Origin of the sequence: Microbacterium proteolyticum, from assembly GCF_014192415.1 — a bacterium.
GTDB classification, from domain to species: Bacteria; Actinomycetota; Actinomycetes; order Actinomycetales; family Microbacteriaceae; genus Microbacterium; species Microbacterium proteolyticum.
Genome location: NZ_JACHXY010000001.1, coordinates 15,461 through 39,243, shown reverse-complemented (window position 1 = coordinate 39,243; position 23,783 = coordinate 15,461). Strand labels below are relative to the sequence as shown.

Annotated in this window: 31 protein-coding genes; 18 read left to right on the top strand and 13 right to left on the bottom strand. The window is 69.8% G+C overall.

What is annotated here, in order from left to right; all coding sequences use genetic code 11:
- Nucleotides 1-993: a PHP domain-containing protein gene (locus FHS07_RS00225; protein WP_183417927.1), complete on the top strand. Its 993-nt coding sequence runs from the start codon at nt 1-3 to the stop codon at nt 991-993.
- Here the strand turns inward: FHS07_RS00225 and FHS07_RS00220 are convergent, their stop codons facing one another.
- Nucleotides 994-1,905, bottom strand: coding sequence for a 5'-3' exonuclease H3TH domain-containing protein (locus FHS07_RS00220; RefSeq protein ID WP_183417926.1), 912 nt, complete (start codon nt 1,903-1,905; stop codon nt 994-996).
- Nucleotides 1,906-1,985: 80 nt separating this feature from the next.
- Between FHS07_RS00220 and FHS07_RS00215 the strand changes: the two genes are divergently transcribed.
- The 3 genes from FHS07_RS00215 to FHS07_RS00205 all read left to right on the top strand — a co-directional run bounded on the left by FHS07_RS00215 (nt 1,986) and on the right by FHS07_RS00205 (nt 4,010).
- Nucleotides 1,986-2,384 carry a YchJ family protein gene (locus FHS07_RS00215; protein WP_183417925.1) on the top strand — a complete coding sequence of 133 codons (399 nt, stop codon included), beginning with the start codon at nt 1,986-1,988 and terminating at the stop codon, nt 2,382-2,384.
- 178 nt (nt 2,385-2,562) lie between these two features.
- Complete coding sequence (locus FHS07_RS00210) at nt 2,563-3,237, top strand: SDR family oxidoreductase (protein WP_183417924.1); 675 nt, start codon at nt 2,563-2,565, stop codon at nt 3,235-3,237.
- Nucleotides 3,234-4,010 (top strand): isocitrate lyase/PEP mutase family protein, encoded by a 777-nt coding sequence (locus tag FHS07_RS00205; protein ID WP_183417923.1) that lies wholly within the window; start codon nt 3,234-3,236, stop codon nt 4,008-4,010. The genes FHS07_RS00210 and FHS07_RS00205 overlap by 4 nt, the downstream gene beginning before the upstream one ends.
- Nucleotides 4,011-4,199: 189 nt before the next feature.
- Here FHS07_RS00205 and FHS07_RS00200 read toward each other — a convergent pair whose 3' ends face one another.
- The 3 genes from FHS07_RS00200 to FHS07_RS00190 all read right to left on the bottom strand — a co-directional run bounded on the left by FHS07_RS00200 (nt 4,200) and on the right by FHS07_RS00190 (nt 6,520).
- Entirely contained in the window at nt 4,200-4,850 is a 651-nt protein-coding gene (locus FHS07_RS00200; RefSeq protein ID WP_183417922.1) for an LON peptidase substrate-binding domain-containing protein, read from the bottom strand.
- Nucleotides 4,851-5,080: 230 nt separating this feature from the next.
- A complete protein-coding gene (locus FHS07_RS00195) occupies nt 5,081-6,148 on the bottom strand; it encodes an FUSC family protein (RefSeq protein WP_246383056.1) in 1,068 nt (355 codons plus the stop codon).
- 3 nt (nt 6,149-6,151) lie between these two features.
- A complete protein-coding gene (locus FHS07_RS00190; RefSeq protein ID WP_183417921.1) occupies nt 6,152-6,520 on the bottom strand; it encodes a winged helix-turn-helix transcriptional regulator in 369 nt (122 codons plus the stop codon).
- A gap of 93 nt (nt 6,521-6,613) precedes the next feature.
- On the opposite strand from FHS07_RS00190, the gene FHS07_RS00185 reads away from it, so the two are divergent.
- A complete protein-coding gene (locus FHS07_RS00185) occupies nt 6,614-7,474 on the top strand; it encodes an SDR family oxidoreductase (RefSeq protein WP_183417920.1) in 861 nt (286 codons plus the stop codon).
- Nucleotides 7,475-7,601: 127 nt separating this feature from the next.
- On the opposite strand, the gene FHS07_RS00180 is transcribed toward FHS07_RS00185, so the two are convergent.
- Nucleotides 7,602-7,964, bottom strand: a complete 363-nt coding sequence (locus tag FHS07_RS00180) for a DUF2834 domain-containing protein (RefSeq protein ID WP_183417919.1) — start codon at nt 7,962-7,964, stop codon at nt 7,602-7,604.
- Between the two features lie 52 nt (nt 7,965-8,016).
- Here FHS07_RS00180 and FHS07_RS00175 point away from each other — a divergent pair, with 52 nt between their 5' ends.
- From FHS07_RS00175 to FHS07_RS00160, 4 genes are all read left to right on the top strand, one after another.
- Complete coding sequence (locus FHS07_RS00175) at nt 8,017-8,358, top strand: TraR/DksA family transcriptional regulator (RefSeq protein WP_183417918.1); 342 nt, start codon at nt 8,017-8,019, stop codon at nt 8,356-8,358.
- Between the two features lie 170 nt (nt 8,359-8,528).
- Nucleotides 8,529-8,744: an SCO4848 family membrane protein gene (locus FHS07_RS00170; RefSeq protein WP_183417917.1), complete on the top strand. Its 216-nt coding sequence runs from the start codon at nt 8,529-8,531 to the stop codon at nt 8,742-8,744.
- A 119-nt stretch (nt 8,745-8,863) separates the two neighbouring features.
- A complete protein-coding gene (locus FHS07_RS00165; protein WP_183417916.1) occupies nt 8,864-10,111 on the top strand; it encodes an MFS transporter in 1,248 nt (415 codons plus the stop codon).
- Nucleotides 10,112-10,165: 54 nt separating this feature from the next.
- Entirely contained in the window at nt 10,166-10,678 is a 513-nt protein-coding gene (locus FHS07_RS00160; RefSeq protein WP_183417915.1) for a glycine cleavage system transcriptional repressor, read from the top strand.
- Between the two features lie 76 nt (nt 10,679-10,754).
- Here the strand turns inward: FHS07_RS00160 and FHS07_RS00155 are convergent, their stop codons facing one another.
- On the bottom strand, nt 10,755-11,138 hold the full coding sequence (locus FHS07_RS00155; RefSeq protein ID WP_183417914.1) for a DUF3054 family protein: 384 nt from the start codon (nt 11,136-11,138) through the stop codon (nt 10,755-10,757).
- A gap of 169 nt (nt 11,139-11,307) precedes the next feature.
- Between FHS07_RS00155 and FHS07_RS00150 the strand changes: the two genes are divergently transcribed.
- Complete coding sequence (locus FHS07_RS00150) at nt 11,308-11,811, top strand: metallophosphoesterase family protein (protein ID WP_183417913.1); 504 nt, start codon at nt 11,308-11,310, stop codon at nt 11,809-11,811.
- 191 nt (nt 11,812-12,002) lie between these two features.
- Here the strand turns inward: FHS07_RS00150 and FHS07_RS00145 are convergent, their stop codons facing one another.
- Nucleotides 12,003-13,118: a fatty acid desaturase gene (locus tag FHS07_RS00145; RefSeq protein WP_183419342.1), complete on the bottom strand. Its 1,116-nt coding sequence runs from the start codon at nt 13,116-13,118 to the stop codon at nt 12,003-12,005.
- A gap of 240 nt (nt 13,119-13,358) precedes the next feature.
- Entirely contained in the window at nt 13,359-13,562 is a 204-nt protein-coding gene (locus FHS07_RS00140; protein WP_094733682.1) for a cold-shock protein, read from the bottom strand.
- 529 nt (nt 13,563-14,091) lie between these two features.
- On the opposite strand from FHS07_RS00140, the gene FHS07_RS00135 reads away from it, so the two are divergent.
- The gene (locus FHS07_RS00135; RefSeq protein WP_183417912.1) at nt 14,092-14,466 is read left to right on the top strand and encodes a biopolymer transporter Tol; all 375 of its coding nucleotides are present in this window, start codon (nt 14,092-14,094) and stop codon (nt 14,464-14,466) included.
- A 51-nt stretch (nt 14,467-14,517) separates the two neighbouring features.
- Nucleotides 14,518-15,009 (top strand): pyridoxamine 5'-phosphate oxidase family protein, encoded by a 492-nt coding sequence (locus FHS07_RS00130; protein ID WP_183417911.1) that lies wholly within the window; start codon nt 14,518-14,520, stop codon nt 15,007-15,009.
- Between the two features lie 35 nt (nt 15,010-15,044).
- Here FHS07_RS00130 and FHS07_RS16580 read toward each other — a convergent pair whose 3' ends face one another.
- Nucleotides 15,045-15,176 (bottom strand): hypothetical protein, encoded by a 132-nt coding sequence (locus tag FHS07_RS16580; protein ID WP_281369371.1) that lies wholly within the window; start codon nt 15,174-15,176, stop codon nt 15,045-15,047.
- On the opposite strand from FHS07_RS16580, the gene FHS07_RS16740 reads away from it, so the two are divergent.
- On the top strand, nt 15,175-15,444 hold the full coding sequence (locus FHS07_RS16740; protein WP_343054566.1) for a DUF2256 domain-containing protein: 270 nt from the start codon (nt 15,175-15,177) through the stop codon (nt 15,442-15,444). The genes FHS07_RS16580 and FHS07_RS16740 overlap by 2 nt on opposite strands.
- Nucleotides 15,441-16,880: a cryptochrome/photolyase family protein gene (locus FHS07_RS00120; protein ID WP_183417909.1), complete on the top strand. Its 1,440-nt coding sequence runs from the start codon at nt 15,441-15,443 to the stop codon at nt 16,878-16,880. Before FHS07_RS16740 ends, FHS07_RS00120 begins: the two co-directional genes overlap by 4 nt.
- Nucleotides 16,881-17,033: 153 nt before the next feature.
- On the opposite strand, the gene FHS07_RS00115 is transcribed toward FHS07_RS00120, so the two are convergent.
- Entirely contained in the window at nt 17,034-17,249 is a 216-nt protein-coding gene (locus FHS07_RS00115) for a hypervirulence associated TUDOR domain-containing protein (RefSeq protein ID WP_183417908.1), read from the bottom strand.
- 182 nt (nt 17,250-17,431) lie between these two features.
- On the opposite strand from FHS07_RS00115, the gene FHS07_RS00110 reads away from it, so the two are divergent.
- Nucleotides 17,432-18,979 (top strand): catalase, encoded by a 1,548-nt coding sequence (locus FHS07_RS00110; RefSeq protein ID WP_183417907.1) that lies wholly within the window; start codon nt 17,432-17,434, stop codon nt 18,977-18,979.
- Nucleotides 18,980-19,119: 140 nt separating this feature from the next.
- Here FHS07_RS00110 and FHS07_RS00105 read toward each other — a convergent pair whose 3' ends face one another.
- The 3 genes from FHS07_RS00105 to FHS07_RS00095 are packed head-to-tail and all read right to left on the bottom strand — an operon-like array spanning nt 19,120 to nt 21,372.
- A complete protein-coding gene (locus FHS07_RS00105; RefSeq protein ID WP_183417906.1) occupies nt 19,120-19,707 on the bottom strand; it encodes a DUF2238 domain-containing protein in 588 nt (195 codons plus the stop codon).
- Between the two features lie 28 nt (nt 19,708-19,735).
- A complete protein-coding gene (locus FHS07_RS00100) occupies nt 19,736-20,569 on the bottom strand; it encodes an endonuclease/exonuclease/phosphatase family protein (RefSeq protein WP_183417905.1) in 834 nt (277 codons plus the stop codon).
- A complete protein-coding gene (locus FHS07_RS00095; RefSeq protein ID WP_183417904.1) occupies nt 20,566-21,372 on the bottom strand; it encodes a glycosyltransferase in 807 nt (268 codons plus the stop codon). The genes FHS07_RS00100 and FHS07_RS00095 overlap by 4 nt, the downstream gene beginning before the upstream one ends.
- Nucleotides 21,373-21,489: 117 nt before the next feature.
- Between FHS07_RS00095 and FHS07_RS00090 the strand changes: the two genes are divergently transcribed.
- The 3 genes from FHS07_RS00090 to FHS07_RS00080 are packed head-to-tail and all read left to right on the top strand — an operon-like array spanning nt 21,490 to nt 23,758.
- Nucleotides 21,490-22,254, top strand: a complete 765-nt coding sequence (locus tag FHS07_RS00090) for a sulfurtransferase (protein WP_183417903.1) — start codon at nt 21,490-21,492, stop codon at nt 22,252-22,254.
- A gap of 1 nt (nt 22,255) precedes the next feature.
- The gene (locus tag FHS07_RS00085; protein ID WP_183417902.1) at nt 22,256-23,248 is read left to right on the top strand and encodes a membrane dipeptidase; all 993 of its coding nucleotides are present in this window, start codon (nt 22,256-22,258) and stop codon (nt 23,246-23,248) included.
- A 9-nt stretch (nt 23,249-23,257) separates the two neighbouring features.
- On the top strand, nt 23,258-23,758 hold the full coding sequence (locus FHS07_RS00080) for a GNAT family N-acetyltransferase (RefSeq protein WP_183417901.1): 501 nt from the start codon (nt 23,258-23,260) through the stop codon (nt 23,756-23,758).
- The last annotated feature ends 25 nt before the right edge of the window (nt 23,759-23,783 follow it).

Sequence of the window (23,783 nt, the reverse complement as noted above, 5' to 3'; positions counted from 1 at the left end):
GTGCACCCGCTCGAGGCGCTCACCGAGATCGCGTACCTGCTCGAGCGCGAAAGGTCGTCGCGATACAAGTCGAAGGCGTTCCGCACCGCCGCCGCCGCGATAGAGGGGCTCAGCGACGCGCAACTTCGCGACCCCGCGCTGCGGCGGCGCCCTGGCATCGGCGATTCGACGTTCACCGTCATCCAGCAGGCGTTGGCGGGAGCCGTGCCCGAGCGCCTCGCGACACTGCGCGCCGAGTCGGCGCCGACGGGTGGCGCGGAGCTGCGCGCGAGGTTGCGCGGCGATCTGCACAGTCACAGCGAGTGGTCCGACGGGCTCACCCCGATCGAGGCCATGGTGGAGGCCGCGCGGGGACTCGGCCACGAGTACCTCGCTCTGACCGACCACTCGCCGCGCCTCAGGGTCGCCAACGGACTGTCGCCGGAGCGCCTCCGCGCGCAGATGGAGGTCGTCCGCGGCCACCGTGGTGGCGGGTTCACGTTGCTCACCGGCATCGAGGTCGACATCCTGGATGACGGGAGCCTCGACCAGCAGGACGAGTTGCTGCGCGAACTCGACGTGGTCGTGGCATCCGCTCATTCGAAGCTGCGCATGGAAAGCGGACCCATGACGAAGCGCCTGGTCGCCGCAGCGAAGGACCCGCGCGTCGATGTGCTGGGGCACGTGACGGGACGGCTCGTCGAGGGCGCGCGCGGAACGCGACCGCCGTCGGACTTCAACGCGGCGGCCGTCTTCGCGGCGTGCGCCGACTCGGGCGTCGCGGTCGAGATCAACTCGCGTCCGGAGCGGCAGGATCCGCCCGACGAGCTGCTGACGCTGGCCATCGAGGCGGGGTGCCTGTTCTCGATCGACTCCGATGCGCACGCGCCCGGACAGCTTTCGCTCCTGGACTACGGCGCGGCGCGAGCCGAGGCGCTCGGTGTTCCCGTCGACCGCATCGTCACGACGTGGCCGCTGGAGAAGCTGAGGGAGTGGCTGGAGCGCTCGCGTTGATCAGCGACGCAGCGCCGTGAGCGCGCGCGTCATCGACGAGCCGAGGTTCCAGGTGTCGGCAAGCGACGTCGCGGCTTCCTCGTCGACGGGACGGAGTCGGTCGTCGTACGGGTCGAGTTCGAGTTCGCGGGCGACGCGCACGACCGTGGGCGCGACCTCGAGGTAGTCGCTCGCCGCGAGGATCTTGGCTCGCTGGGCGGGAGTGCCCGCGGAGCCGTCGGCGGCGGCGGCCCGGATGCCGTCGAGGTCGCCGCAGGCCGCCAGGAGCGACGCCGCGGATTTCTCACCCACTCCCGCCACTCCGGGCAGGCCGTCGGAGGGGTCGCCGCGCAGCACGGCGAAGTCGGCGTACTGCGCGGCGTGCACGCCGTACTTGCGGATAACGGCGGCGTCGTCGACGATCTCGAGGTTGCTCATGCCGCGCGCGGTGTAGACGATGCGGATGCCGCGATCGTCGTCGATGAGCTGGAAGAGGTCGCGGTCGCCGGTGACGATGTCGACCGGTGCGTCCGCGCGCGTGGCGAGGGTTCCGATGACGTCGTCGGCCTCGTGCTCGGCCGCCCCGACGATCGGGATGCCGAGCACCTCCAGCACCGCACGGATCACGGGGATCTGCGCCTCGAGCGGGTCGGGGACTTCTTCGACGTCGGTCCCGGAAGGTACCGCTTCGACGACGCGGTGCGCCTTATAGCTCGGCAGGAGCGCGACGCGCCAGGCGGGGCGCCAATCGTCGTCCCAGCACGCGACGAGACGCGTGGGCTCGTACGTCGTCACGAGTTTGGCGATCATGTCGAGCAGCCCGCGCGCCGCGTTCACCGAGGTGCCGTCGGCCGCCTTCACCTTGTCGGGCACGCCGTAGAAGGCGCGGAAATACTGCGACGCGGTGTCGAGGAGCATGATGCGGTCGGTCACGGGTTCGATCCTGGCACGCGGGGGATTCCGGTGCGACGCCGGGCGGGTCGGCACCGGAGCGCAGAACCTAGAGTGGCGGGATGTCTTTCGGGTCGGCATCCACTCGTCCTTCGGCTGTTGCGGCGTGTCCGTGCGGAGGCGGGGCGTTCGGGAAGTGCTGCGGGCCGATCCTCGACGGTTCGCCCGCGCCCAGCGCCGAGCGATTGATGCGTTCGCGATACACCGCGTTCGCCGTCGGTGATCGAGCGCACCTCGCCCGGTCATGGCATCCGCGCACCCGACCCGATCAGATCGACGTCGACGACGGCACATCGTGGCGCGGCCTCGTCATCGAGCACGCCGCGGAGGACGGGGATGCCGCGGTCGTGGTGTTCCGCGCGTCGTGGCGTCAGCACGGAGTCGACGGGGAGTTGCACGAACGCAGCCGGTTCGCACGTCGCGGCGGCCGCTGGGTGTACGTCGACGGAGACGTGGGCTGAGGGCGTCAACCCCGCCGGTCGATGTCGGAGGTGCTGCGTAGGGTCGTGCTCGGATCCGTGAGCGCGCCCTGTTCCTGCGGCGGTGACTGCGAGAGCGAATCGCGCAGCAGGAGGCACCGCCCAATCGGGCGGACCGCGTGGCTCCGGATGTCGATCGACAAAGTGGGAGGACACTGACATGGAACGCATCGTGATCATCGGAGGGCACGGCAAGGTCGCACTGCACATGGCACGACTGCTGGCCGATCGCGGAGACGAGGCCGTATCCGTCATCCGAAACGCGGATCAGTCCGGCGATATCGAGCAGGCGGGCGGCGCGCCCCTCGTGCTCGACGTCGAGAAGGCCGACCTCGACGAGATGACGGAGGCCTTCGCGGGTGCCGACGCGGTCGTGTGGTCGGCCGGCGCCGGCGGCGGTAGCGCCGAGCGCACCTACGCCGTCGACCGGGATGCCGCGCAACGCGCGATCGACGCTGCGACGAAGGCGGGCGTGCGGCGCTTCGTCATGGTGTCGTGGATCGGGTCGACGCCCGATCACGGCATCGACCCCGACGACTCCTTCTTCGCCTACGCCGACGCCAAGCTGGCCGCCGACGACCACCTGCGCGCGAGCGACCTGGACTGGACGATCCTCGGCCCGGGCACGTTGACGCTCGACCCCCCGACGGGCCGCATCACCACCGCGCCCCAGGGTGCGGGCGAGGTCTCCCGCGCCGATGTGGCGGCGGTCGCCGCCGCCGCGCTCGTGCAGCCGGCCACGATCGGCCGGTTCATCCGCTTCGGTGCGGGGGAGACCCTCATCGCCGAAGCAATCGCCGACACCGCCATCCCTACAACAGGAGAAAACGCATGAGCACCCTTACCGAGCGGGCCCAGACCTTCGCGCAACTGCACACGGCACCCGAGATCCTCCGTGTCGTCAACGTGTGGGACGTCATCTCGGCGAAGGCCGTGGCCGCGCTGCCCGAGACGAAAGCCCTCGCCACCGCCGGCCACTCGATCGCCGCGACGTTCGGGTACGAAGACGGCGAGAACATCCCGCTCGACGTCATGCTCGACATGGTCGGCCGTATCGTGGCCGCGGTCGACGTGCCGGTGACGGCCGACCTCGACTCCGGCTTCGGCAACCCCGGCGAGACCACGCGCCGTGCGATCGGCGTCGGAGTCGTCGGGGCGAATGTGGAAGACAAGGTGCAGCCCCTGGCCGATTCGGTGCGCGCCGTCGAGGCGGTCATCGCGGCGGGCGAGGCCGAGGGCGTGCCCTTCGTGCTCAATGCGCGCACCGACGTGTTCCTCAAGGGAGGCGACCGTCCGCTCGACGACAAGGTCGCGGATGCCGTCGAGCGCGGTCGCGCGTTCCTCGCGGCCGGTGCCACCACGGTGTTCGTCCCGGGCAAGCTGGATGCCGAGACGACCCGCCGTCTCGTGGAGGGGCTGGGAGATCGCAAGCTCAGTGTCATCGGCGTGCCCGGTGCGCTGACGGCGGCCGAATACGAAGCGCTCGGCGTGGCCCGCATCTCGTACGGCCCCCAAACGCAGCGCGTCGCCCTGACCGCCCTGCAGGACCTCGCCATCGACCTCTATGGTGACGGTGTCATCCCCGCGTCGGTGCGTGAACTGAACTGAGCGGGTGTACGAGGCCCGGGGTGTCGCTGAGAGCGGTCTCCTCGGGCCTCGGGCGTGCGGGGTGCCTCGAAGCGGCGCCCCTCGAACCCGCGGGTTCATCCCTGCGGGCCGGAGACGTGCAGCGAGTCGTCGTGACGGCCGGGCGGGGCTGACCGACTCAGCCGCGCGGCGAGTGGGCGGTGCCCGCCGTCAATCGTTGTCGGGGCTGTCGTCGTCGACGACGATGACGCCATCGGGCACGGGATCGCCCAACAGCGGTTCAGCGGCCAGAGTGAGGTCGATGGTCGCGCGCAGAAGACCGCCCAGGGTCGACGAGCGCAGCAGGTCCATCTGATCGAGTTCGCCCAGGGGCGCGATCGCCGCCAGCTGCCACGCGCGGGGGAGCGGTTCCTCCGACAGCTCGACCTCGGGATCCCACCGCGTGCCGCCGAACTGCTGTGCGCGAGCGAGAACGCGACGGACGATCCGCTCGGCCTCCTCGAGCAACGGTGTGAGGGCGTCGTTCCACTCCAGGTCGGGCATGGCCCGGACGTCCGCACGGGGGTAGGGGTCGTCGTCGAGCCACTCGACGATCTCGAATCGCTCGGTTCCCCGCGCGACGATCTGCATCTGCCCCGCCTGCGGGACCACGTGGCTCAGTTGCGCCATCGTGCCCAGGGCGAAGCGCTGGTCGCCTCCGCCGGTCTCGGTGCCGCGCTCGATCAGAACCACTCCGAATGCCGGGTCCGTCTCATCGAGGAGTCGACCGAGCATGACGAGGTAGCGCTCCTCGAAGATCCGCAGCGCCAGGGGCGTATACGGGAAGAGGACGGCGCCGAGGGGGAACATCGCGGTACCCATGTGCCCCAGTCAACCAGCGCGGAGAGCGGTGGGGGCGCGCGCGGAGGAGATTCGCAGCCCGTATGGGCGACACCTCCGTGCGGCAGAGGTCACTGAAGTCGGCATGGCATCCGCTCGGCCGTATCCGATTACGGCGTGTGTCCCGGCGGCCGGTCGCGGCGTTTCGGCTAACGGCGTCTGCCGCGGCACCGAGTGGCGGCGCTACGAGCCGCCGCGCGGACGCGAGCCGGTCAGAACGCGTCGCCCCGAAGGGTCTCGTGCACCCGATGCAGATCGGTGAGCATCGAGCCGACGAGCACCCAATGCGCCGGGGACGGCGTCTGGATCTGCAGGGGGCGCGTGAGGGCCGGTTCCTCCGCAGCGGACGGCTCGGTGCCACGGCCGACGCCCGTGTCGAGTCCGAATGCGAGGCGGACGTCGTGGGCCGCGCGATGCAGTTGCTCGGCGATCGCGCGGACGGCGGGTTCGTCGACAATGGATGCGTCGTAGCCGTCGTAGACCGCACGGGTCATGCCCACGGTCTGAGTGACCACCGGGGTGAACCGGTCGAGCAGGTCGCCCATGGCGGCGAGGTCGGTGCGGTGGCGACCGCTGCGGGGGTTGAGGGCCAGCGAGTCCTCGCCGTCGCGGAGTGCGTCGGCCGCGGCGTCTCGAACCGGCCGCAGCAGTCGCGCTTCGATCAGGAGCCCTTCGAGCGAGCCCGACGTCTGCGGAGTCTCGAGCGCGTCGGCGAGCCGCTCCAGTGAGGCGGCGAGTTCGCGTCCGAGGGCGTCGACCTTCTCGCGCGCCGGGGGAACGAGCACCGGCGGCACCAACACGGCGTTCACGACGATGCCGATGGCGGCGCCGATGAGCGTCTCGAGCACACGGTCGAGGGCGTAGTTGGGGGTGGCAGTGCCCAGGGCGAGCACCAGCAGGGCGCTGATCGCGATCTGATTCGTCGCGCCGGGCGAGATGCGGGCGGCCCACGCCACGACGAGCGCGACGCCGGCTGAGAGCAGGGCGACCCACGGCTGAGAACCGAAGGCGAGCCCCAACAGTGCCGCGATCACGACGCCGACGATGACGCCCACGCTGCGCTCCACGGCACGGGTGAACGACTGATTGACGCTCGGCTGCACGACCAGGAGCGCCGCGATCGCCGCGAAGATCGGGGGCGGACCCTGCACGAGCCAGCCCGCGAGCAACCAGGCGGCGACGATGGCGAGGGCGGATTTCGCCACTTGCAGGAGCGGGACGCGGCGCGGAGTGCGCACGTTCAGGCTTCCGCGCATCTGTCGCATGTCGGGAAGACGCATCGCTCACCCCTTCCCCGCGACGATGTCGTCGGCGTTATCGGCGACCCACTCCATGAGGGGGACGACCCGCGTCATGAGGTCTCGGCCACGGTCGGTGAGGGAGTACTCCACGCGGGGCGGCACCTCGGGGTAGGCGGTGCGGGCGACGAGGCCGTCTGTCTCCAGCGTCTTCAGCGTGCTGGCGAGCATCTTCTCGCTGATCCCCGCGACGTTGCGACGCAGGACGCCCCAGCGCTGGGTGCCGTCGGACAGGGCGAGGAGCACGAGCACGCCCCATTTGCCCATGACGTGGTCGAGCACGGTGCGGGTGGGGCACCCGTTGGCGAAGATCTGCGGATTGCGACCCCGGAGATCGGCAAGACTGACGCTCATGTGAGTACCTAACCAGAAAGTGGGTACCGTCATTCCGGAATGCGCGCGCGAGGAGCAGGTTGCACACGGCGTACCCAATGAAAGGACACCCCCATGACCCTTCTCGTCACCGCCGCCTCCGGCCAGCTCGGCCGCCTGGTCGTCGATGCGCTGCTGCAGCGCGGCGTGCCGGCATCCGACCTCGTCGCGGGCGTGCGCACCCTCTCAAAGGCCGACGATCTCGCCGCGCGCGGCGTCGGGGTCGTCGAGTTGGACTACGCCCGCCCCGAGACCCTCGCACCCGCGTTCACGGGTGTCGACCGCGTGCTGCTCATCTCGGGGACCGACGCCGACCGCGTCAGCGGCCACCGCAATGTCATCGCCGCGGCGCGGGATGCGGGCGTCGGGCGCCTCGTCTACACCAGCGCCCCGCGCGTCGACGAGATCGACTACGCGCTGGGTGCCGACCACAAGGCCACCGAGGAGGCCATCGCCGGCTCGGGCCTGTCGGCGACGGTGCTGCGCCACAACTGGTACACGGAGAACTACCTGGACGCCGTGGCCCGCGCCGCCGACACCGGTGCGATCGTCGCCGCCGTCGGCGATGCCCGCGTCGCGAGCGCGAGCCGTCGCGACTACGCGGAGGCCGCAGCCCTCGCCCTGACCACCGACGAGCTGGCGGGTCGGACACTGGAGGTGGGCGGAGACGTGGCCTGGACGTACGACGATCTCGCTCAGGCGGCGACCGAGGTACTCGGTCGCCCGGTGACGTACACCGCGGTCACGGTCGAGCAGCTCACGGCGGGCCTGGAGGCGGCGGGACTGGATGCCGGGACGGCTGCCTTCGTCGCGGGCATCGACGACGCGATCGCGCGCGGCGCGCTGTCGCGGACCGACGGGACGTTGTCCCGCCTGCTCGGGCGTCCGACGACGCCGCTCGTCGAGGGTCTGCGCGAAGGCCTCGCGGCGCGCTGACACCCGGCGAGCGAGCCCCGGTCGCGCCGACGTGCCGTATCGCACGGGCGATAGGTGAGGAGTCGGGTTCCGTCTCCGTGGTGGCACCACGGGAGGGAGTCCGGCCCTCACCCGTGGTCGCGGGGCGTCAGCGAGGCTCAGCGGCGGAGCCGGCTGCCCGGGCGGTGAGGCGGCGCTGGCGCATCGCCAGGAACAGCGGGAACGTGAAGGCGAACGCGGTGATCCCCGACAGCACGATGTACAGCCACGCGAACCGCATGCCGAGGCGGCGGGCCTCGACGATGATGAAGATGCTTCCGGCGATGGCCACGATCAGCAGATCCACCGTGATGGAGGACACCGCCGGGCCGCTCGAGACGAGGTCGCCGATGAAGTCCCGCATCTGCACGATGGCGAGGGCGTTGAAGGTCCAGGTACCCACGAGACCGGCGACGGCCAGCACGAGGAAGACCACGGCGGTCGGTGTCCAGTGACGGCGGAGTTCTCTCATGCGCCGATCCTGCCCGAGACCGGATGTCGGAGGTGGGGGCTAGCGTCGGAGGATGGATGCCGTCACCGCCGCGCGCATGCTCGATGACCGTGAGCGCGAGGTCGTGCAGCGCCTCGGCCGCCTCCGTGAAGACGATGACAGCCTGCGACACGACCGCGCCGACGCGACCGCCGACGATGAGCACGACCCGGAGGGATCCACCCTGTCGGGGGAGTGGGCCCAGGTCGACGCGCTGCGTCGCGTCGCCGAGGCCGAACGCGCCGAAATCCTCGCGGCGCGGGAGCGCCTGGCATCCGGTGTCTTCGGCGTGTGCGAGAGGTGCGGAGGGCCCATCGCCGACGCGCGCCTGGAGGCGCGGCCGTTCGCCCGGTTCTGCATCGCGTGCGCGTTGTGACGGCGGTCGCTGACCGGCGGGTGCGATGTCGTCCGAGGTCCGCTGCGTGAGCTCGGGTCCGGACCGGGTCGTGTCCGAGCGTGGAGCGCGCCCCGCGCCCCGCGCGTCAGCGCTCGAGATCGTCGTTCTGCCCTGCACCGCGCGCACCCGCGGACGCATAGGCTCGTCGTGTGGAACCCCTGCTCATCGTGCTGCTGTTCGCCAACGCCGTGTTCAACGTCGTCGTCTGGCCGCGGTTCTACCCGCGGATCGCGAAGGATCCTCGCGCACGGGATGAAGCGGGCAAGCCCACGCCGTTCCTCATCGTCCACACGGTGCTCATCGCGGTCGCCCTCGTGCTCGCACTGGCGTCGGTGATCGCCGCGATCGCGGCGCTGGTGAGCTGATTCAGAGCCGCGGTGGAGCGCCGCGGGTAGACTGAAGCCGCGGGATCGTCCCGTCGTAAGGTGTAACTACCTGCCCGGTCCGGCAAGGCGGCACGTTCCCCCGCCCCGGAGACCGATACATGACATCGTCCGCGTCGCTGAGCGCCGTCGCCCACCGCCCGCTGATCCACCACACCGGTGCGTGGTATTTCCCCGTCGCCTTCATCGCGCGGCTGCCGTTCGCGATGATGACGGTGGGCGTCCTCGCCCTCGTGGTCGCCTCGCGTGGGTCCGTCGCTCTCGGTGGACTGACCTCGGCCGCGGTCGGACTGGGCGTCGTCATCGCCGGCCCCGTGCTGGGCGATCTGGCCGACCGTTACGGACAGCGGCGCGTGCTCGTGCCGGTCGGGGTGGTCAATGGCATCCTGCTCGCGGTGTTCCCGCTGGTCGTGGCCACCACGACGGTCGACGGCATGCTGCTCGCCGCCGCGATGGCCATCGGCCTCACCGGTCCGCAGACCGCGGCGATGTCGCGCACGCGGGTGATGGCCCTGATCGGGGAGCGCGTGCACCCCGACCGCCGTGAGCGGACGTTCTCTCGCGCGATGGCGTACGAGTCGGCCGCCGACGAGACGGCATTCGTGATCGGACCGTTCGTCGTGGGGGTGCTGGCCGCCCTCATCGCGCCGTGGGCGCCGATCTCCGGTGCCGCGGTGCTCAGCTTCGTCTTCGTCACCGCTTTCGCGCTTCACCCGACCGGACGCGTCGTCCCGGAGCGGTCCGAGCGGGAGGCGATGGCGCCGTTCAGGGAGCTGCTGCATCCCCGGATGCTCGTCCTCGTGGCGGCGGTCTTCGGCGTGGGTCTGTTCTTCGGCTCGACGTTGACCTCGCTCACCGCGTTCATGGAGGCGCAGGGCGCGCCCGAGGCGGGGGCCCTTCTGTACGGGGTGATGGGCGTGGGCTCCGCCGTGCTGGCACTCGCCGTGGCTGTGCTCCCGACGCGCTTCACGCTGCGGTGGCGCCTGATCATCTTCGCCGTCGTGCTCACCGCCTCGGCTGGCGCGTACACCGTGGGCGGCTCCGTCGTCACGGTGACCGCGGTGCTGTGCCTGATGGGTGTCGGGGTCGGCCCCTCGCTGGTCACCCTGTTCAGCCTGGCCGGTGCCCGTGCGCCGCGCGGGCGCACCGCCTCGACGATGACCCTCCTCGCCTCGGCGTTGACGCTGGCGCAGGCCGCTGCGTCGGCGGTGACCGGGGCCGTCGCCGAGAGCGCGTCGGTGTCGACGGCCATGCTGTTCCCGGCCGCGGCGGCGCTGCTGGTGCTCGCGATGGCCGCGGTCAACGCATCCGCATCGCCGCGCTGGGACGCCGCGGTGCGCGCGGTCTGACCGGGCGGACGTCTGCCCGTTCCACGGGTCGCGAGCCGCCGCTACGCTGTCGGAATGGTCACCCTCGTGCTCACCGTCGTCGGCGACGATCGCGCCGGACTCGTCTCCTCCGTCGCGGACATCGTCGATGCCCACGGAGGTAACTGGGAGAACAGCGAGCTCGCCGAACTCGCCGGCGCCTTCGCCGGGATCGTCGAGGTCTCGGTGGACGTCGACCGCGCCGACGCGCTGCGCCAGGCCCTCGAGAGCTTGTCCGGAACCCTCGCGGTGACCGTGCACACGGGCTCGGCCACCGCGCCGGCATCCGTTCCGCGCAGCGTGACCCTCGACGTGGTGGGCAACGATCGTCCGGGAATCGTGCGCGAGGTCTCGGCCGCGCTCAGCGCCCGCGGTGCGAGCATCGAGCGGATGTCGACTCAGACCACGGATGCCGCGATGGCCGGCGGGCGCCTCTTCGAAGCCGCGATCACCGTCACGCTCATCGAGGGGGTGGAGGTCGACGACCTCGTCGCCGAGCTCGAGCGCCTCGCGGCCGAGATCCAGGTCGACGTGTCGCTCAGCGACTGAGGTCGGCGGGACGGGCGAGCGGTGGGCAGCGCCAGTCTGTCCCGCACCCCTCCTCCCGACGTCCCCGCCGGGGCGATTACGCGCGACGTGAGCGATCGACGAGGAGGGCGGCCCCACGCCAGCCCAGCAGCAACAGCCCGAGCGTGATCGTCGCGACGACGACGAACGCGACGGCCACGCCCTGACCGCTGAGCGCTCGTAAGGCCATCCCGAGCACGACCGTCACCGCCCACACCGGCAGGCCGGTGTGCAACACGGCGAAGGGGCGACGCCAGGCACGGGTGATCGACCAGCCCACGAGCAGGGCTACCAGGAACGGCCAGGCCGTCGTCGCCAGACCCGTGCCGAACGGACCGAAGACGTCACCCTCGTGCGTCGCTCGGCCGATTCCCGCGAAGAGGATGACGAGAGCGGCATCCACGAGGAGGGGGACGACGGGGAAGCGGCGGGGAGTGGTCACTGCTTCATTCTCGTCGTTGGCCGGATGGTGGTCGCGCGCGGTCGATCCGTCGTTCTCACACCGGACCCCTCGCTGAGGCGCGTGTCGCCGGTCACGGGTGGGACGGCGCGGACGCTCTTCCGGGCCGGGTGTCGGACGGGGGAGTCCCGCCGGTGGGTAGCGTGGGGGAATGACGACCCGACTGCTCCTCGTGGCCGACACGCATATTCCGAAGCGGGCGCGCGTCCTTCCGGAGGCCGTGCGCCGAGCGGCATGCGGAGTCGATCTGATCGTGCACGCCGGCGACTGGGTGAGCGTCGCGGTCTTCGACGAACTGAGCGCTCTCGGGCCCGTGCAGGGCGTCTGGGGAAACAACGACGGTGACGACCTGCGCTCGCGCCTGCCGGAGATCGCACGCGCCGAGATCGACGGGGTGCGGGTCGCGGTCGTCCACGAGACGGGACCTGCGACCGGGCGCGAGAAGCGGATGGATGCCGCATTCCCGGACACCGACCTGCTCGTGTTCGGCCACAGCCACATCCCGTGGGACACGGTGACCCCGGACGGTCTGCGCCTGCTGAATCCCGGATCGCCCACCGATCGCCGGCGCCAGCCCGCCTGCACCTTCATGACGCTCGCCCTCACCGAGGGCACCATTCATGACGTCGTGCTGCACAAGATCCCCCGCGGGTGACGACGAGTGCTGCTCGCCCCGCTTCACGTTCGGATGCGCTCAGCGCATGGCGGGACGCAGGGCGCCGCCGCGCCCTCTCGGTCGATGCCGCTCGCGCAGGGATGTCGGCCCCGCGAGCCGCGCGACGATGGAGAAGGAGATAACGACGAAGGCGCCGCCCCAAGGGGGCAGCGCCTTCGTAAGCGGGGGTCTTACTTGACCGAGAGGTGACGCGTCGATCCGGTCAACGGGCAGTCGAAGGGATCGCGAGCAGCGAGACCCACCTCGTTGAGATACCGGATGACGATGCCGTAGGACTGCAGCAGCGACGTCTCGACATAGGGCACACCGAGGGTCTTGCAGTGCTCGCGCACGATGGAGCGTGCACGGCTGAGGTGGGGGCGTGCCATGTTCGGGAACAGGTGGTGCTCGATCTGGTAGTTCAAACCACCCATGAGCCACGTCGCCCACCAGCCGCCGCGGATGTTGCGGGAGGTGCGCACCTGCTTGCTGAAGAAGTCGAGCTTGGCGCCGGGGGCGATGACCGCCATGCCCTTGTGGTTCGGTGCGAACGACGCGCCCATGTACACACCGAAGACGGCCATCTGCACGCCGAGGAAGGCGAAGGCCATGCCGAGGGGCAGGAAGATGAAGATCGGCGCGATGATGAGCGCGTGACGCAGCGCGAGCAGCCCGAGTTCCTGCCAGCGGCCCTTGATCTCTTCACGGGAGAAGAGGTGGCGAAGTGCGAGAACGTACAGGTTGAGACCCTCGAGGGTGAGCAGGGGGAAGAACAGCCACCCCTGGCGCCGGGTGATCCAGCGCTGGACGCCGCGCGCTTTGGCGGCGTCTTCGTCGAGGAACGAGATGGTGTCGATCTCGATGTCGGGGTCTTTGCCGACGCGGTTCGGGTTCGCGTGGTGCCGGGTGTGCTTGGACGCCCACCACGACTGGCTCATACCGACGATGCCGTTGCCGATGATCAGCGCCAGACGGTCGTTGGCGGGGCCTGAGGAGAGAATCTGACGGTGATTCGCCTCGTGAGCGAGGAAGGCGACCTGCGTGAGCAGGATGCCGAGCGCCGCCGCTATCAGCAGCTGGTACCAGCTGTCGCCGAGCAGGATGAAGCCGGTGATGGCGCCGGCGAACCCGAGCCCGACGGCGATCGCGACCAACAGGTAGAAGCGGGGGGTGCGAGCCAAGAGGCCGCTCTCGCGGACGACCTGCGACAACTCTGTGTAGGCCTTGGCGATGGGGGGGAATTCGGTGGTGCCGGAGTACGTCTGACGAACGGGGCCGAGGCGGGACTCGACGATGGTGGAGGCGATGGAATTTCTCCTCGGATCGGGGGTGACCCTGGTCGGGAGCCCGGGTGGTTACCCGGGCTGAGGCCCACACTACGTGCCCTCGTATGGGGCCCTCGGAATACATCCACATGTGCAGAAGGCTCACGGCTAACGGTAATGCCCGCGACCCAGTCGACACCGGTGTCACGGCGTGCCCGGAAAACACCGGAAGCCGGGCTCATCGCGTCTGCGACGAGCCCGGCTTCCGGGTCTCAGCGGAGCTTAGAGGGGGCGGATGTTCGCCGCCTGCATGCCCTTGGGGCCCTGCTCGGCGTCGAATTCGACCTTCTGTGCTTCTGCCAGCTCCTTGAAGCCGTTGCCCTGGATCGCGCTGAAGTGCGCGAACAGGTCGGCGGAGCCGTCATCGGGAGCGATGAAGCCGTATCCCTTTTCGGAGTTGAACCATTTCACGGTGCCAGTGGCCATCGTGTTTCCTCTTTATTCATGTTGGGCCGCATACGCGACCGTGGGCGCCGCTCCGACGCATGCGGAGCGGACGGGGACGCCGTGGTACCGAGTCGGTACCGCGGACGCGGTGGCCGTCGACCGCAGCCTGCGCTGCGTCGACGGAGATATGGAAGCCGAGATTCTCGCCGAGGGGACCCTGGGCTTCGAAGCCCGAGGTGCCCGCGCCGACGAAACCGGCATAATCGGACCCGGCCATCGCGACGTAGACGTCGAGATCGGCCTGGCGCCACGATAGTGGCGAAAGGTGAAGCAGAGACACAAGAACTTTCCGCGAGTGCGACGCGATGACCGAGGTCGTCGAGCGGGGCACGCGATGATTGAGGGCGGGATTGCTGTCGTAAACGGCTCGGCGCCGTGCGCCCGGCATCTCAGCGATGAGGCGGGCGTCGATGAAGCAAGTCCCAGAACGAATGCAATAAAACTAGCACGGAAGTCTGAACGGTGCCGGGGAGTTTCCACCGCTCACGTCATCGGCTGCACTGGAGTCATGGCATCCGGGAACGCGGGAGACCCCGCCGACGACGAACGGTGGCTTGTGATCGACGGTCGGCGCTGGCGCCGCACAGACCCCGCGCTCCCCTCGGATGTCGCCGAACGCCTGCGCTCGCACCTGGGGCGGGCGCGCGCGGCCGTCCGCAGCGCGAAGCGCTCCGACGATCCCGCCGTGCTCGCCGCCGTCCGTCACCGCGTGGGGGTGGCGAAGGCGGGCCTGGGCGAGCGCGGCCCCCGCTGGTGGGACGACACCGTGCCGGCGCGCGTGGAACGCGCCCGGGCGGCCCTCGACGATCTCGACCGCCTCGCCCCTCCGGTCGACGGCGGCCGCGCGGCGAGAGCAGACGACGACGCCGACGTCAACACGTAGCGACCGTGCGGGCCCACTCGGTGGGATGGAGCCTTCGACGAGAGGAATGACATGTCATCCACCGGATCCGAGCTGGACAAGCTGAACGAGCTTCTGAAGAAGTTCCGCTTCGCGATGGTCACCACGCGCGCGGAGGACGGCGCTCTGCACGCGCACCCGCTCACGGTTCAGGAGACCGAGAGCGACGGCGACCTGTGGTTCATCGTGGGGACGCACGCCTCCGCCGTCGCGCACGTGCGACGTGACCCGAAGGTCGGGCTGGCGTTCAGTTCCGACAGCACATGGCTCTCGCTCGCGGGCGAGGCCGAGGTCGTCGACGATCTGGCGAAGCTCAAGGAGCTGTGGTCGACGAGCGTCGAGGCCTGGTTCCCTGACGGGCCCGAATCGCCCGACGTCACGCTGCTGCGGGTGAACACCCTCAGCGGCGAGTACTGGGGCAGCGCCGGCGGGCGCATCGCCACAGCCATCGCGCTGGTGACGTCGAAGGTCACCGGTGAGCGCCCCCAGGGCGGAGAGAACGAGAAGTTCGACCTCCCCGCCTGACTGACGGGCCGGGCCCCGCGGGGCCCGGCCACCGATTATCCCCCCGAAGGGTTGTCGACCGGGGCGCCGTCACCATCGGTGGTGTCGGGGATCTGAGGCGCGTCGGCGGTCTCGAGTTCGTCGGGCTCGTCGGCGGTGTCGTGGGTGTTGTCCGGTGTCGATTGCATGAGGTCAGCCGACCACGCGCGAGCCCCGACGTGTGCGGGCCTTGCGCGCACCGGATTCCTGTGTCAGCGCAAGCCCCCGCGGCACGAAGGGCCCCCTTGCGACGATGACGTCATGTCACGACCTGAGGTGCGCTCCAAGCCCTGCGCATACTGTGGGCTCCCGTTCACCGACCGCAAACGCTGGAGCGGCCGCGATCAGTGGGACCAGGTGCTCTACTGCTCACGCGGTTGCCGCGCGCACGCGGCGAAGCAGAGGCGGCACGCGTGAGGGCGGCCCTGATCCTCGCGACGCAGCAGTTCGCCGAGCATCCCGCGTACGCCGACGACGGCATCGAGGAGTTCTTCTTCATCGAGTCGGCACCGCGATTCCGGAAGATCCCGTATCACCGACACAAGATCGTGCTGCTGATCTCCGCCATGCGGCACACCGCGGCCCGGCTGGAGGCCGAGGGGAAGACGGTCCGCCGGATCGCCCTCGGCGACGACCTCACCTTCAAAGCGGGACTCCAACTCCTCCTGGAGAAGCATCGGGTCACCGAGTTGACGTGGATGAGCGATCCGAACCGTCCGGTCGACGAGCGCATCGCCGCCATCTGCGCCGACCACGACGTCGACACCGACGTGCTCTCGGATGGACTGTTCCTCACCCCGGAGGAGGAGGTCGACGGCTGGTTCGCCGAGCACCCGACGCCGCTGATGGAGGACTTCTACCACTGGCAGCGCCGGCGCACCGGCATCCTGATGGACGGGGGCAAGCCCGCGGGGCGCCGGTGGAACTTCGACGCCGACAATCGCAAGCCGCTCCCCAAGAAGGGGGTGGAGATCCCGCCCCTGCCGCAGCTCGACCACGACGAGATCACCCGTGCGGTGATCGCCGAGGTCGACGAGCGCTTCCTCGATCACCCCGGCACGGGGGAGGACTTCTGGCTGCCGGTGACGCCCGCGCAGTCACGAGAGTGGCTCGACGTGTTCGTCGCCGAACGGCTCGACGACTTCGGTCGCTACGAGGACGCGATGAAGGCCGACGAACCGTTCCTGTTCCACGCGGTCATCTCGCCGATGCTCAACATCGGGCTGCTCACGGTGGAGGAAGTGGTCGTCGCGGCTACGCGCACCGATGCACCCCTGGCATCCGTCGAGGGGTTCATCCGACAGGTGATCGGGTGGCGCGAGTACATGCGCGGCATGTACCGGGCGCACCCGGAGTTGGAGCACGTCAATGCGCTGCACCTCGACACGCGCATCCAGAAGTACTGGTACTCGGGTGAGCGGATGCCGGCTGACCTGCCGATCCCGGTGCGGACGGTTCTCGAGCGCGTACACCGGTGGGGCTACGCACACCACATCGAACGGCTCATGGTGCTGGGCAATTGGTTCCTGCTGCAGGGTTATGCGCCCCGGGAGGTGAACGCGTGGTTCCTCGCGCTGTTCGTCGACGCGTACGACTGGGTCATGGTGCCCAACGTCATGGGGATGAGCCAATTCGCCGACGGCGGGTTCGTGGCGACCAAGCCGTACGTGTCGGGCGGGGCATACCTGCAGAAGATGGGATCGTGGTGGCCGTCCGCGGCGGATGCCAAGGATTCCGTCTTCACCGACGCGTACTGGGCGTTCCTCGAGCGCCACGAGGACGTGCTGGCCGGCAACCACCGGTTGAGCCTCGCCCTGGCGCAGATGCGCAAGCGGCGCGACGCGAAGGGCTAGCGCGCGGGTTCCGGTCTCCTCGACAGCCTCACGGGCCCGGGTCGGAGGTGGCTGAGTCTGTCGGAGCCATCGGCCGATATGGGACCTGGTCCCTCCGACAGGCTCAGCGGCCGGAGTGAGCGGTGGCCGAGCCTGTCGGAGCGTGCGCGGGTGTCAGCTCTTCAGCTTGTTCAGGGCCGAGCCCTTGTGCGCGGCCTTCGCGCCGGATTTCTCCGACTTCACGATGTAGGCAGGGTCGTCGTCGGATGCCGTGAACTTCTGGCCCTCGTGCTCGAAGTCCTTCGTCTTCTTCTCCACGACCTCACCCTGCGTGCGCCCCTGCGGGGTGTCCCAACTGACCCGGTCGCCTTTCGACAGATCCTTCGCCATGACGCGTCCCTTCCATTGATGTGGGGACATGCTCGCGGCCATCGGACACCCCGATCCGGGGATTGACATCGTCCCGGCCCTACGTGGTCATCGGCCGATCCGCAATGCCTCCGCGATGTCGGACCCCCTGCGTACCGTCGAATTGGGCCTCGTTTTCCACGGCCCACGATGTGAGGAGAGCCATGACCGAGCCGACCACCGCAAGCAACCCGACCACCGCCAACAACGGTGCCCCCATCGCCAGCGACGAGCATTCCCAGAGCGTCGGAGCCGACGGCTCGATCGCCCTCACCGATCACTACCTGATCGAGAAGCTCGCGCAATTCAACCGGGAGCGCGTGCCCGAGCGCGTGGTGCACGCCAAGGGCGGCGGTGCTTTCGGCACGTTCCGCACCACCGGCGACGTGTCGGCGTACACGCGGGCGGCGCTGTTCCAGCCGGGTGTCGAGACCGAGATGCTCGCGCGTTTCTCCTCCGTCGCCGGAGAGCAGGGCAGCCCCGACACGTGGCGCGACCCGCGCGGATTCTCGCTGAAGTTCTACACGACCGAGGGCAACTACGACCTCGTCGGCAACAACACCCCCGTCTTCTTCGTGAAGGACGGCATCAAATTCCCCGACTTCATCCGGTCGCAGAAGCGCCTGCCCGGCAGCCACCTGCGCGACAACACGATGCAGTGGGACTTCTGGACGCTGTCTCCGGAGAGCGCGCACCAGGTGACCTGGCTCATGGGCGACCGGGGCATCCCGGCATCCTGGCGCCACATGAACGGCTACGGATCGCACACGTATCAGTGGATCAACGCCGAGGGCGAGCGGTTCTGGGTGAAGTACCACTTCCACACCGACCTCGGGCACAAGACGCTGACCCAGGACGAGGCCGACCAGATCGCAGGTCAAGACGCCGACTTCCACATCCGCGACCTCTACGCCGCGATCGAGCGCGCCGAGTTCCCGACGTGGACGCTGAAGGTGCAGATCATGCCGTACGAGGACGCCAAGACGTACCGCTTCAACCCCTTCGACCTGACCAAGGTGTGGCCGCACGACGACTACCCCGAGATCGAAGTCGGCACGATGGAGCTCAATCGCAATCCGGGCAACTACTTCGCCGAGATCGAGCAGGCGGCGTTCGAGCCGTCGAACTTCGTGCCCGGCATCGACGGGAGCCCCGACAAGATGCTGCAGGCGCGCATCTTCAGCTACGCCGACGCACACCGCTACCGCGTGGGCACCAACTACCAGCAGCTGCCCGTCAACCGTCCCCACACCGAGGTGCACTCGTACTCGAAAGAAGGCGCCATGCGCTACGAGTACAACCCGCCCGAGGTGCCCGTGTACGCGCCCAACTCGGTCGGGGGTCCCGCGGCCGACCCGCGCCGCGCGGGCGACGGCGGCTGGCAGAGCGACGGCGAGCTCGTCCGCTCGGCGGCCACCCTGCACCCGGAAGACGATGACTGGGGCCAGGCGGGAACGCTGGTGCGCGAGGTCATGTCCGCCGAGGAACGCGACCGCCTGGTCGAGACCATCACGGGTCACGTCGGGGGAGTCACACGCGCTGACGTGCGTGATCGGGCCGTGCAGTACTGGAAGAACGTCGACACCGGGATCGGCTCGCGGCTCGAGGCGGCGCTGCCGCCGCTGGAGGGCTCGACGGCACCCGGTGAACAGCTGAGCGAGCCGAACCCGAACGGCGACCTCGTTGGAACGGACGTCGCGGGAAAGATCTGAGGCACGGCCCCACACCGTGAGACTGCATTTCGCCGACCGGACGGTTGCCTGCGGCAACGAGTTCGTCAGCGGGGTGCAGTCTCACGGGAGACCGGCGGGACACGGCCGCGATCGCAGCGCGTCCGGTGCGCCGATCTTCCTCAGAGAGGTGCCCGATCTGTCCGCGTCAGTCGGAAGCGGGATGCCACGACACCCACCAGAAGCGCCCCCGCGCCGCCCGCCATCATGTCGCCGATGGTGTCGTCGTAGGTCACGAAGATGGCATCCGTGATGAAGCGGTAGCCGAACCACTCGACCATCTCCCACACGGCCGACAGCGCCAGGCCGGACATGGTCGCGACCACGATCGGCGTGCGCCGACGGCCCGTCGGGGCGACGACGCCCGCATCGTCGAGCAGCACCAGCGCGACCGCGGCCAGCACACCGGTGCACACCAGGTGCACGATGAGGTCCCAGCCCGTCCATGCCCGGTACAGCTCCAGCACGTTGCTGCCGGCCGCGATGAACACCGTCACGCACGTGACCAGGTCCAGTCCCGAACGCAGCCCGATCATGCGCGAGAGCATCACGGCCGGCAGCGACATCGACAGCACGGCGAAGTCGGTGAACGGCAGCGTGAACAGCGATACCAGCACGAGCACGATCGCCGTGGCGCGCACTGCGTCGGCCAGCCAGTCGGTGACGGTGCGCGGCGGGCGCTTGAGGTTGGCGTACATGGCCCGGATCATCGGCATCCCTCCCGCTTCGTCGGGGTGATCACAGGGCGGATCCGCCCGGAATGCGCACGACGGCCTGCACGGGCAGGTGATCGCTCGGCCATTGCGTTCCGGTCGGCCGCGGGTCGATCCCGACGGCCCGCACCCCGACGTCGGGCGTGGCCAGTACCGCGTCGATCCGCCGGGCACCCTGCTTGGGGCGTCGGTAGTTGTTGAACGTGCCCCACTCGGCCGTGCGGCGAGCCGGCGCGTACGACCACGTGTCCACGAGCAGCCGTTCGGAGAACATCTCGGCGAGCTCACGCGACCGCACGTGCGCGTTGACGTCGGCCGTGAACAGCAGCGGGCCCTGGCGAGCGGCGACGAGCTCGTGCAACCACGTCGCCGAGCGCCGCCGCGCGCGATGCGAGAACGCGTCGAAGTGCGTGTTGACGAAGGTGAAGCGGGCACCGGTGGCGTGATCGCGCAGTTCGGCGATCACGGCGACTCGGGGGATGGTGTTCCCCCACCCCGTCGAGCCCGGGACGTCGGGAGTGTCGGACAGCATCACCTGCTCCCAGCTCTCCACCTCGATACGGTCGCGGTCGTAGAAGAGGGGCGTACCCTCGCCACCGCGGTCCTTGCCGCGCCCGAGACCCACGTGCCGGTACTGCGAGCCCAGCGACTCCTGCACCCACCGGGCCTGGTCGGGCATGGCCTCCTGGGAACCGAGCAGATGCGGGCGGTTGGCGTTGAGGAAGGTGCGCAGACGCTGCTTGCGCGTCGGCCAGCGATCGGCGGACGGCCAGGTGATGCGCTCGAACCGCCGCCGGATGTTGAAGCTCATCACGTGCAGGTCGGGTGCCTCCACGTTCGGGAACAGGATGCCGGTCATCCGCGAGCCACCTCGTCGTGGTCGACGGCGCGGACATCGAGCGGCGGGGGATACGGCGACCGGCGCCCGCGCCACACCCGCACCCACCGCGCCGGGGGGATGTCGGTCGGCCAGTGCGCGAACACCGTGCCGGCCCCGCGGCGGAAGCACCGCGCGAACCGGCGCGGCTCGACCGTGCGCGACGACACACGCATGTGCCGACCCGAGACGGAACGGATGCGGTGGCCTACGCCCAGGTGGTACGCCAGATCGAGGTCGTCGTGCAGTTCGGGGTCGAGGTGCACCTCGTCGCGCACGGCGAGCCACGCCCGGCGGCGGAACGCCATGTTCGACCCCCACAGCGGTGTATGCCCGAGCGCGGGGAACGCGAACGCGTTGTAGGTGCCGAGGAAGACCCGCGCCATCGTCACGCGCTGGGAGACGGGTCCGTCATGGAACACGGCACCCCCGGTGACGGCATCCACTCCCGTCTCGCTGAGCGCCTCCACCATGCTGGCGACCCAGGTCGGTGCGGGGAGGCTGTCGGCGTCGAGGCGCAGGATGAGATCGCCGCGCGCGGCGTCGTACCCGGTGGCGGCCGCCGCGGGGATGCCGCGTTCGCCGCAGGACACGACGCGCGCCCCTGCGGCGCGGGCGATGTCGGCGCTGTCGTCGGTGGAGCCGTTGTCGACGACGACGATCTCATCGGCGGCGACCGTCTGCGCCGCCAGCGCCTCCAGGCAACGCCGGAGGTGCGGACCGTCGTCGCGGACGGGGATCACGACGGACACGGTCGCGGTCGACGACGCGGAGCCTTGAGGCACGCTTCCTCCCGGGGACGAGTCCTCTCACGCTAGGCGATGTGCGCCCCGCGTTTCCCGGCTTGACGCCCGCTGGTCCGGATGACACACGCACGTGCGGGGTTTCATAGGGTGGATGCCATGGCATCCGTCCTCAACGTCTCGGCGTATCTGTTCACGCACATCGCCGACCCCGCCGCCGTTCGAGTGACGTTGCGCGAGCGGGCGATCGCCGCCGATCTGCGGGGCACGATCCTGCTCGCCGAGGAGGGGATCAACCTGTTCCTCGCCGGTGACGCGCACGCCCTGCGCGTCTTCGTCGACGAGCTTCGCGCCGACCAGCGCTTCACTGCGCTCCGCACCACCGACAGTTGGTCGGACGGTGTGCCCTTCGACAAACTCCTGGTGAAGGTGAAGCGCGAGATCATCCGCATGGATCGGCCCGAGGTGCGCCCGCAGGACGGTCGTGCCCCCGCGGTGAGCCCCGACACCCTGCGTCGATGGCTCGACCGCGGCGCCGACGACGACGGCCGCGACGTCGTGCTCGTCGACACCCGCAACGCGTTCGAAGTCGACTACGGCACCTTCGCCGGCGCCACGGACTGGCGCATCGAGCGGTTCACCCAGTTCCCGGATGCGGCGAGCGCCCACCGCGACGACCTCGCCGGCAAGACAGTGGTGAGTTTCTGCACGGGCGGGATCCGCTGCGAGAAGGCGGCGCTGTACCTGCGCTCCGAGGGCGTCGAGGCGTACCAGCTCGATGGCGGCATCCTGGGATGGTTCGACGCGCAGGGCGACGCGCACTGGAACGGCGATTGCTTCGTCTTCGACGGGCGTGAGGCGCTTGACGCCGGGCTGACGCCCGCCCGCGGGGTCGCCCCCGTCACCTCCTCGCTCGGCGTCTGACGTGCTCTGGGACCAGCACGCCTGCGTCGAGCTCGTCGAGACCGCCGACCTCACCGAGCTGCACCGCTACCGCCCCGCGGGAGGCGGCCTGGTCTCGGTGAACGTCGGATACGCGCCGCACGGCCCCGCGGTCACGGCCTCGCTGCTCGCCGCGTTCCGCGCGCAGGTCGAACGCATCGACGGTCTCGCGCTCGCAGCGGCCGTCGACGACGTCGACCGGGTCGCCGCCGCGGGCGACACCGCGGTGGTCTTCGACCTCGAGGACTGCGCCCCGCTCGGCGGAGACCTGGATGCCGTCGCCTCGCTCGTCGCGCAGGGGGTTCGCACGCTCGCCCCGACCTACAACGTCGCGAACCGCGCGGGCGGCGGTTGTCTCGACACGGTCGACGACGGGCTCACCCCCTGGGGCCGCGACTTGGTACGTGAGCTGAACGCGCGCGGCGTCGTGCCCGACGGTTCGCACGTCGGGAAGCGCACCACGCTCGACATGTGCGCGGTGTCGAGCCGTCCGGTGGTCTTCAGCCACTCGAACCTGCGCGCGGTGTGGGACCACCCCCGCAACATCACCGACGACCAAGCCCGCGCCGCGGCCGACACCGGGGGAGTGGTCGGCATCACCGGCGTCGGAATCTTCCTCGGGCCCAACACCCCGACGCTTTCGGCCATGACCCGCCATCTCGAGCACGCGGTCGAGGTCGTCGGCATCGACCACGTCGGCGTCAGCACCGATTTCTCATTCGACTGGCAGACGTTCCGCCACGTCTTCGCGACGAGTCCGGATCTGTACGACGACAGCTACACCGCATGGGGACCCGTCGAATGGATGCCGCCCGAGATCTTCGTCGACCTCGGGGCGCATCTGCGCGATCACGGGTGGGGCGACCTCGACATCGCCGCGGTGCTCGGCGGGAACTTCCGGCGGGTGGCGCGCGAGAGCTGGCATCCGGAGCCTGCTCCGAGCGGATCGACGCCCCACGGCCCCGCGCCTCGGTAGCCTCGGCGTATGACCACTCTCTCCGACGGCGTCGTCCTGCGTCCTGCCCGGCGCGGCGACGAGACCGGCATCCTCGCCTGCATCCAGGCCCTCGCCGACTACGAGCGCGAACCGGATGCCGTCGACAACACCGCCGAGATGATCGACGAGACGCTATTCGGTGACGATCCCCGCGCGTTTGCTTTCCTCGTGGAGGGCCCCGACGGTGACATCCGGGCGATTGGGATCTGGTTCCTCACCTATTCCACCTGGACCGGGCGGCACGGCATCTGGCTCGAAGACCTCTATGTGCACGCGGAGCACCGCGCGAAGGGCTACGGCGTGGCGCTGTTGGCCGCGCTCGCCGCGGAGTGCCTCGAGAAGGGGTACTCGCGCCTCGAATGGACGGTGCTCGACTGGAACGAGCCCGCGATCGGCTTCTACCGTGCCCTCGGGGCCGAAGCGATGGAGGAGTGGACCACGCGACGGGTGACCGGAGATGCGCTGTCGGCATTGGCGGCGCGGCTCTAGCGCGCATATCCGGGCCCCGAGCCCG

Coding starts and splice junctions, on each gene's coding strand:
- FHS07_RS00215 (WP_183417925.1), top strand. CDS start 1,986: ATGTCTTTCGGGTCGGCATCCACTCGTCCTTCGGCTGTTGCGGCGTGT.
- FHS07_RS00210 (WP_183417924.1), top strand. CDS start 2,563: ATGGAACGCATCGTGATCATCGGAGGGCACGGCAAGGTCGCACTGCAC.
- FHS07_RS00205 (WP_183417923.1), top strand. CDS start 3,234: ATGAGCACCCTTACCGAGCGGGCCCAGACCTTCGCGCAACTGCACACG.
- FHS07_RS00200 (WP_183417922.1), bottom strand. CDS start 4,850: ATGGGTACCGCGATGTTCCCCCTCGGCGCCGTCCTCTTCCCGTATACG.
- FHS07_RS00195 (WP_246383056.1), bottom strand. CDS start 6,148: ATGCGTCTTCCCGACATGCGACAGATGCGCGGAAGCCTGAACGTGCGC.
- FHS07_RS00190 (WP_183417921.1), bottom strand. CDS start 6,520: ATGAGCGTCAGTCTTGCCGATCTCCGGGGTCGCAATCCGCAGATCTTC.
- FHS07_RS00185 (WP_183417920.1), top strand. CDS start 6,614: ATGACCCTTCTCGTCACCGCCGCCTCCGGCCAGCTCGGCCGCCTGGTC.
- FHS07_RS00180 (WP_183417919.1), bottom strand. CDS start 7,964: ATGAGAGAACTCCGCCGTCACTGGACACCGACCGCCGTGGTCTTCCTC.
- FHS07_RS00175 (WP_183417918.1), top strand. CDS start 8,017: ATGGATGCCGTCACCGCCGCGCGCATGCTCGATGACCGTGAGCGCGAG.
- FHS07_RS00165 (WP_183417916.1), top strand. CDS start 8,864: ATGACATCGTCCGCGTCGCTGAGCGCCGTCGCCCACCGCCCGCTGATC.
- FHS07_RS00160 (WP_183417915.1), top strand. CDS start 10,166: ATGGTCACCCTCGTGCTCACCGTCGTCGGCGACGATCGCGCCGGACTC.
- FHS07_RS00150 (WP_183417913.1), top strand. CDS start 11,308: ATGACGACCCGACTGCTCCTCGTGGCCGACACGCATATTCCGAAGCGG.
- FHS07_RS00140 (WP_094733682.1), bottom strand. CDS start 13,562: ATGGCCACTGGCACCGTGAAATGGTTCAACTCCGAAAAGGGATACGGC.
- FHS07_RS00135 (WP_183417912.1), top strand. CDS start 14,092: ATGGCATCCGGGAACGCGGGAGACCCCGCCGACGACGAACGGTGGCTT.
- FHS07_RS00130 (WP_183417911.1), top strand. CDS start 14,518: ATGTCATCCACCGGATCCGAGCTGGACAAGCTGAACGAGCTTCTGAAG.
- FHS07_RS16740 (WP_343054566.1), top strand. CDS start 15,175: ATGAGGTCAGCCGACCACGCGCGAGCCCCGACGTGTGCGGGCCTTGCG.
- FHS07_RS16580 (WP_281369371.1), bottom strand. CDS start 15,176: ATGCAATCGACACCGGACAACACCCACGACACCGCCGACGAGCCCGAC.
- FHS07_RS00115 (WP_183417908.1), bottom strand. CDS start 17,249: ATGGCGAAGGATCTGTCGAAAGGCGACCGGGTCAGTTGGGACACCCCG.
- FHS07_RS00110 (WP_183417907.1), top strand. CDS start 17,432: ATGACCGAGCCGACCACCGCAAGCAACCCGACCACCGCCAACAACGGT.
- FHS07_RS00105 (WP_183417906.1), bottom strand. CDS start 19,707: ATGATCCGGGCCATGTACGCCAACCTCAAGCGCCCGCCGCGCACCGTC.
- FHS07_RS00100 (WP_183417905.1), bottom strand. CDS start 20,569: ATGACCGGCATCCTGTTCCCGAACGTGGAGGCACCCGACCTGCACGTG.
- FHS07_RS00090 (WP_183417903.1), top strand. CDS start 21,490: ATGGCATCCGTCCTCAACGTCTCGGCGTATCTGTTCACGCACATCGCC.
- FHS07_RS00080 (WP_183417901.1), top strand. CDS start 23,258: ATGACCACTCTCTCCGACGGCGTCGTCCTGCGTCCTGCCCGGCGCGGC.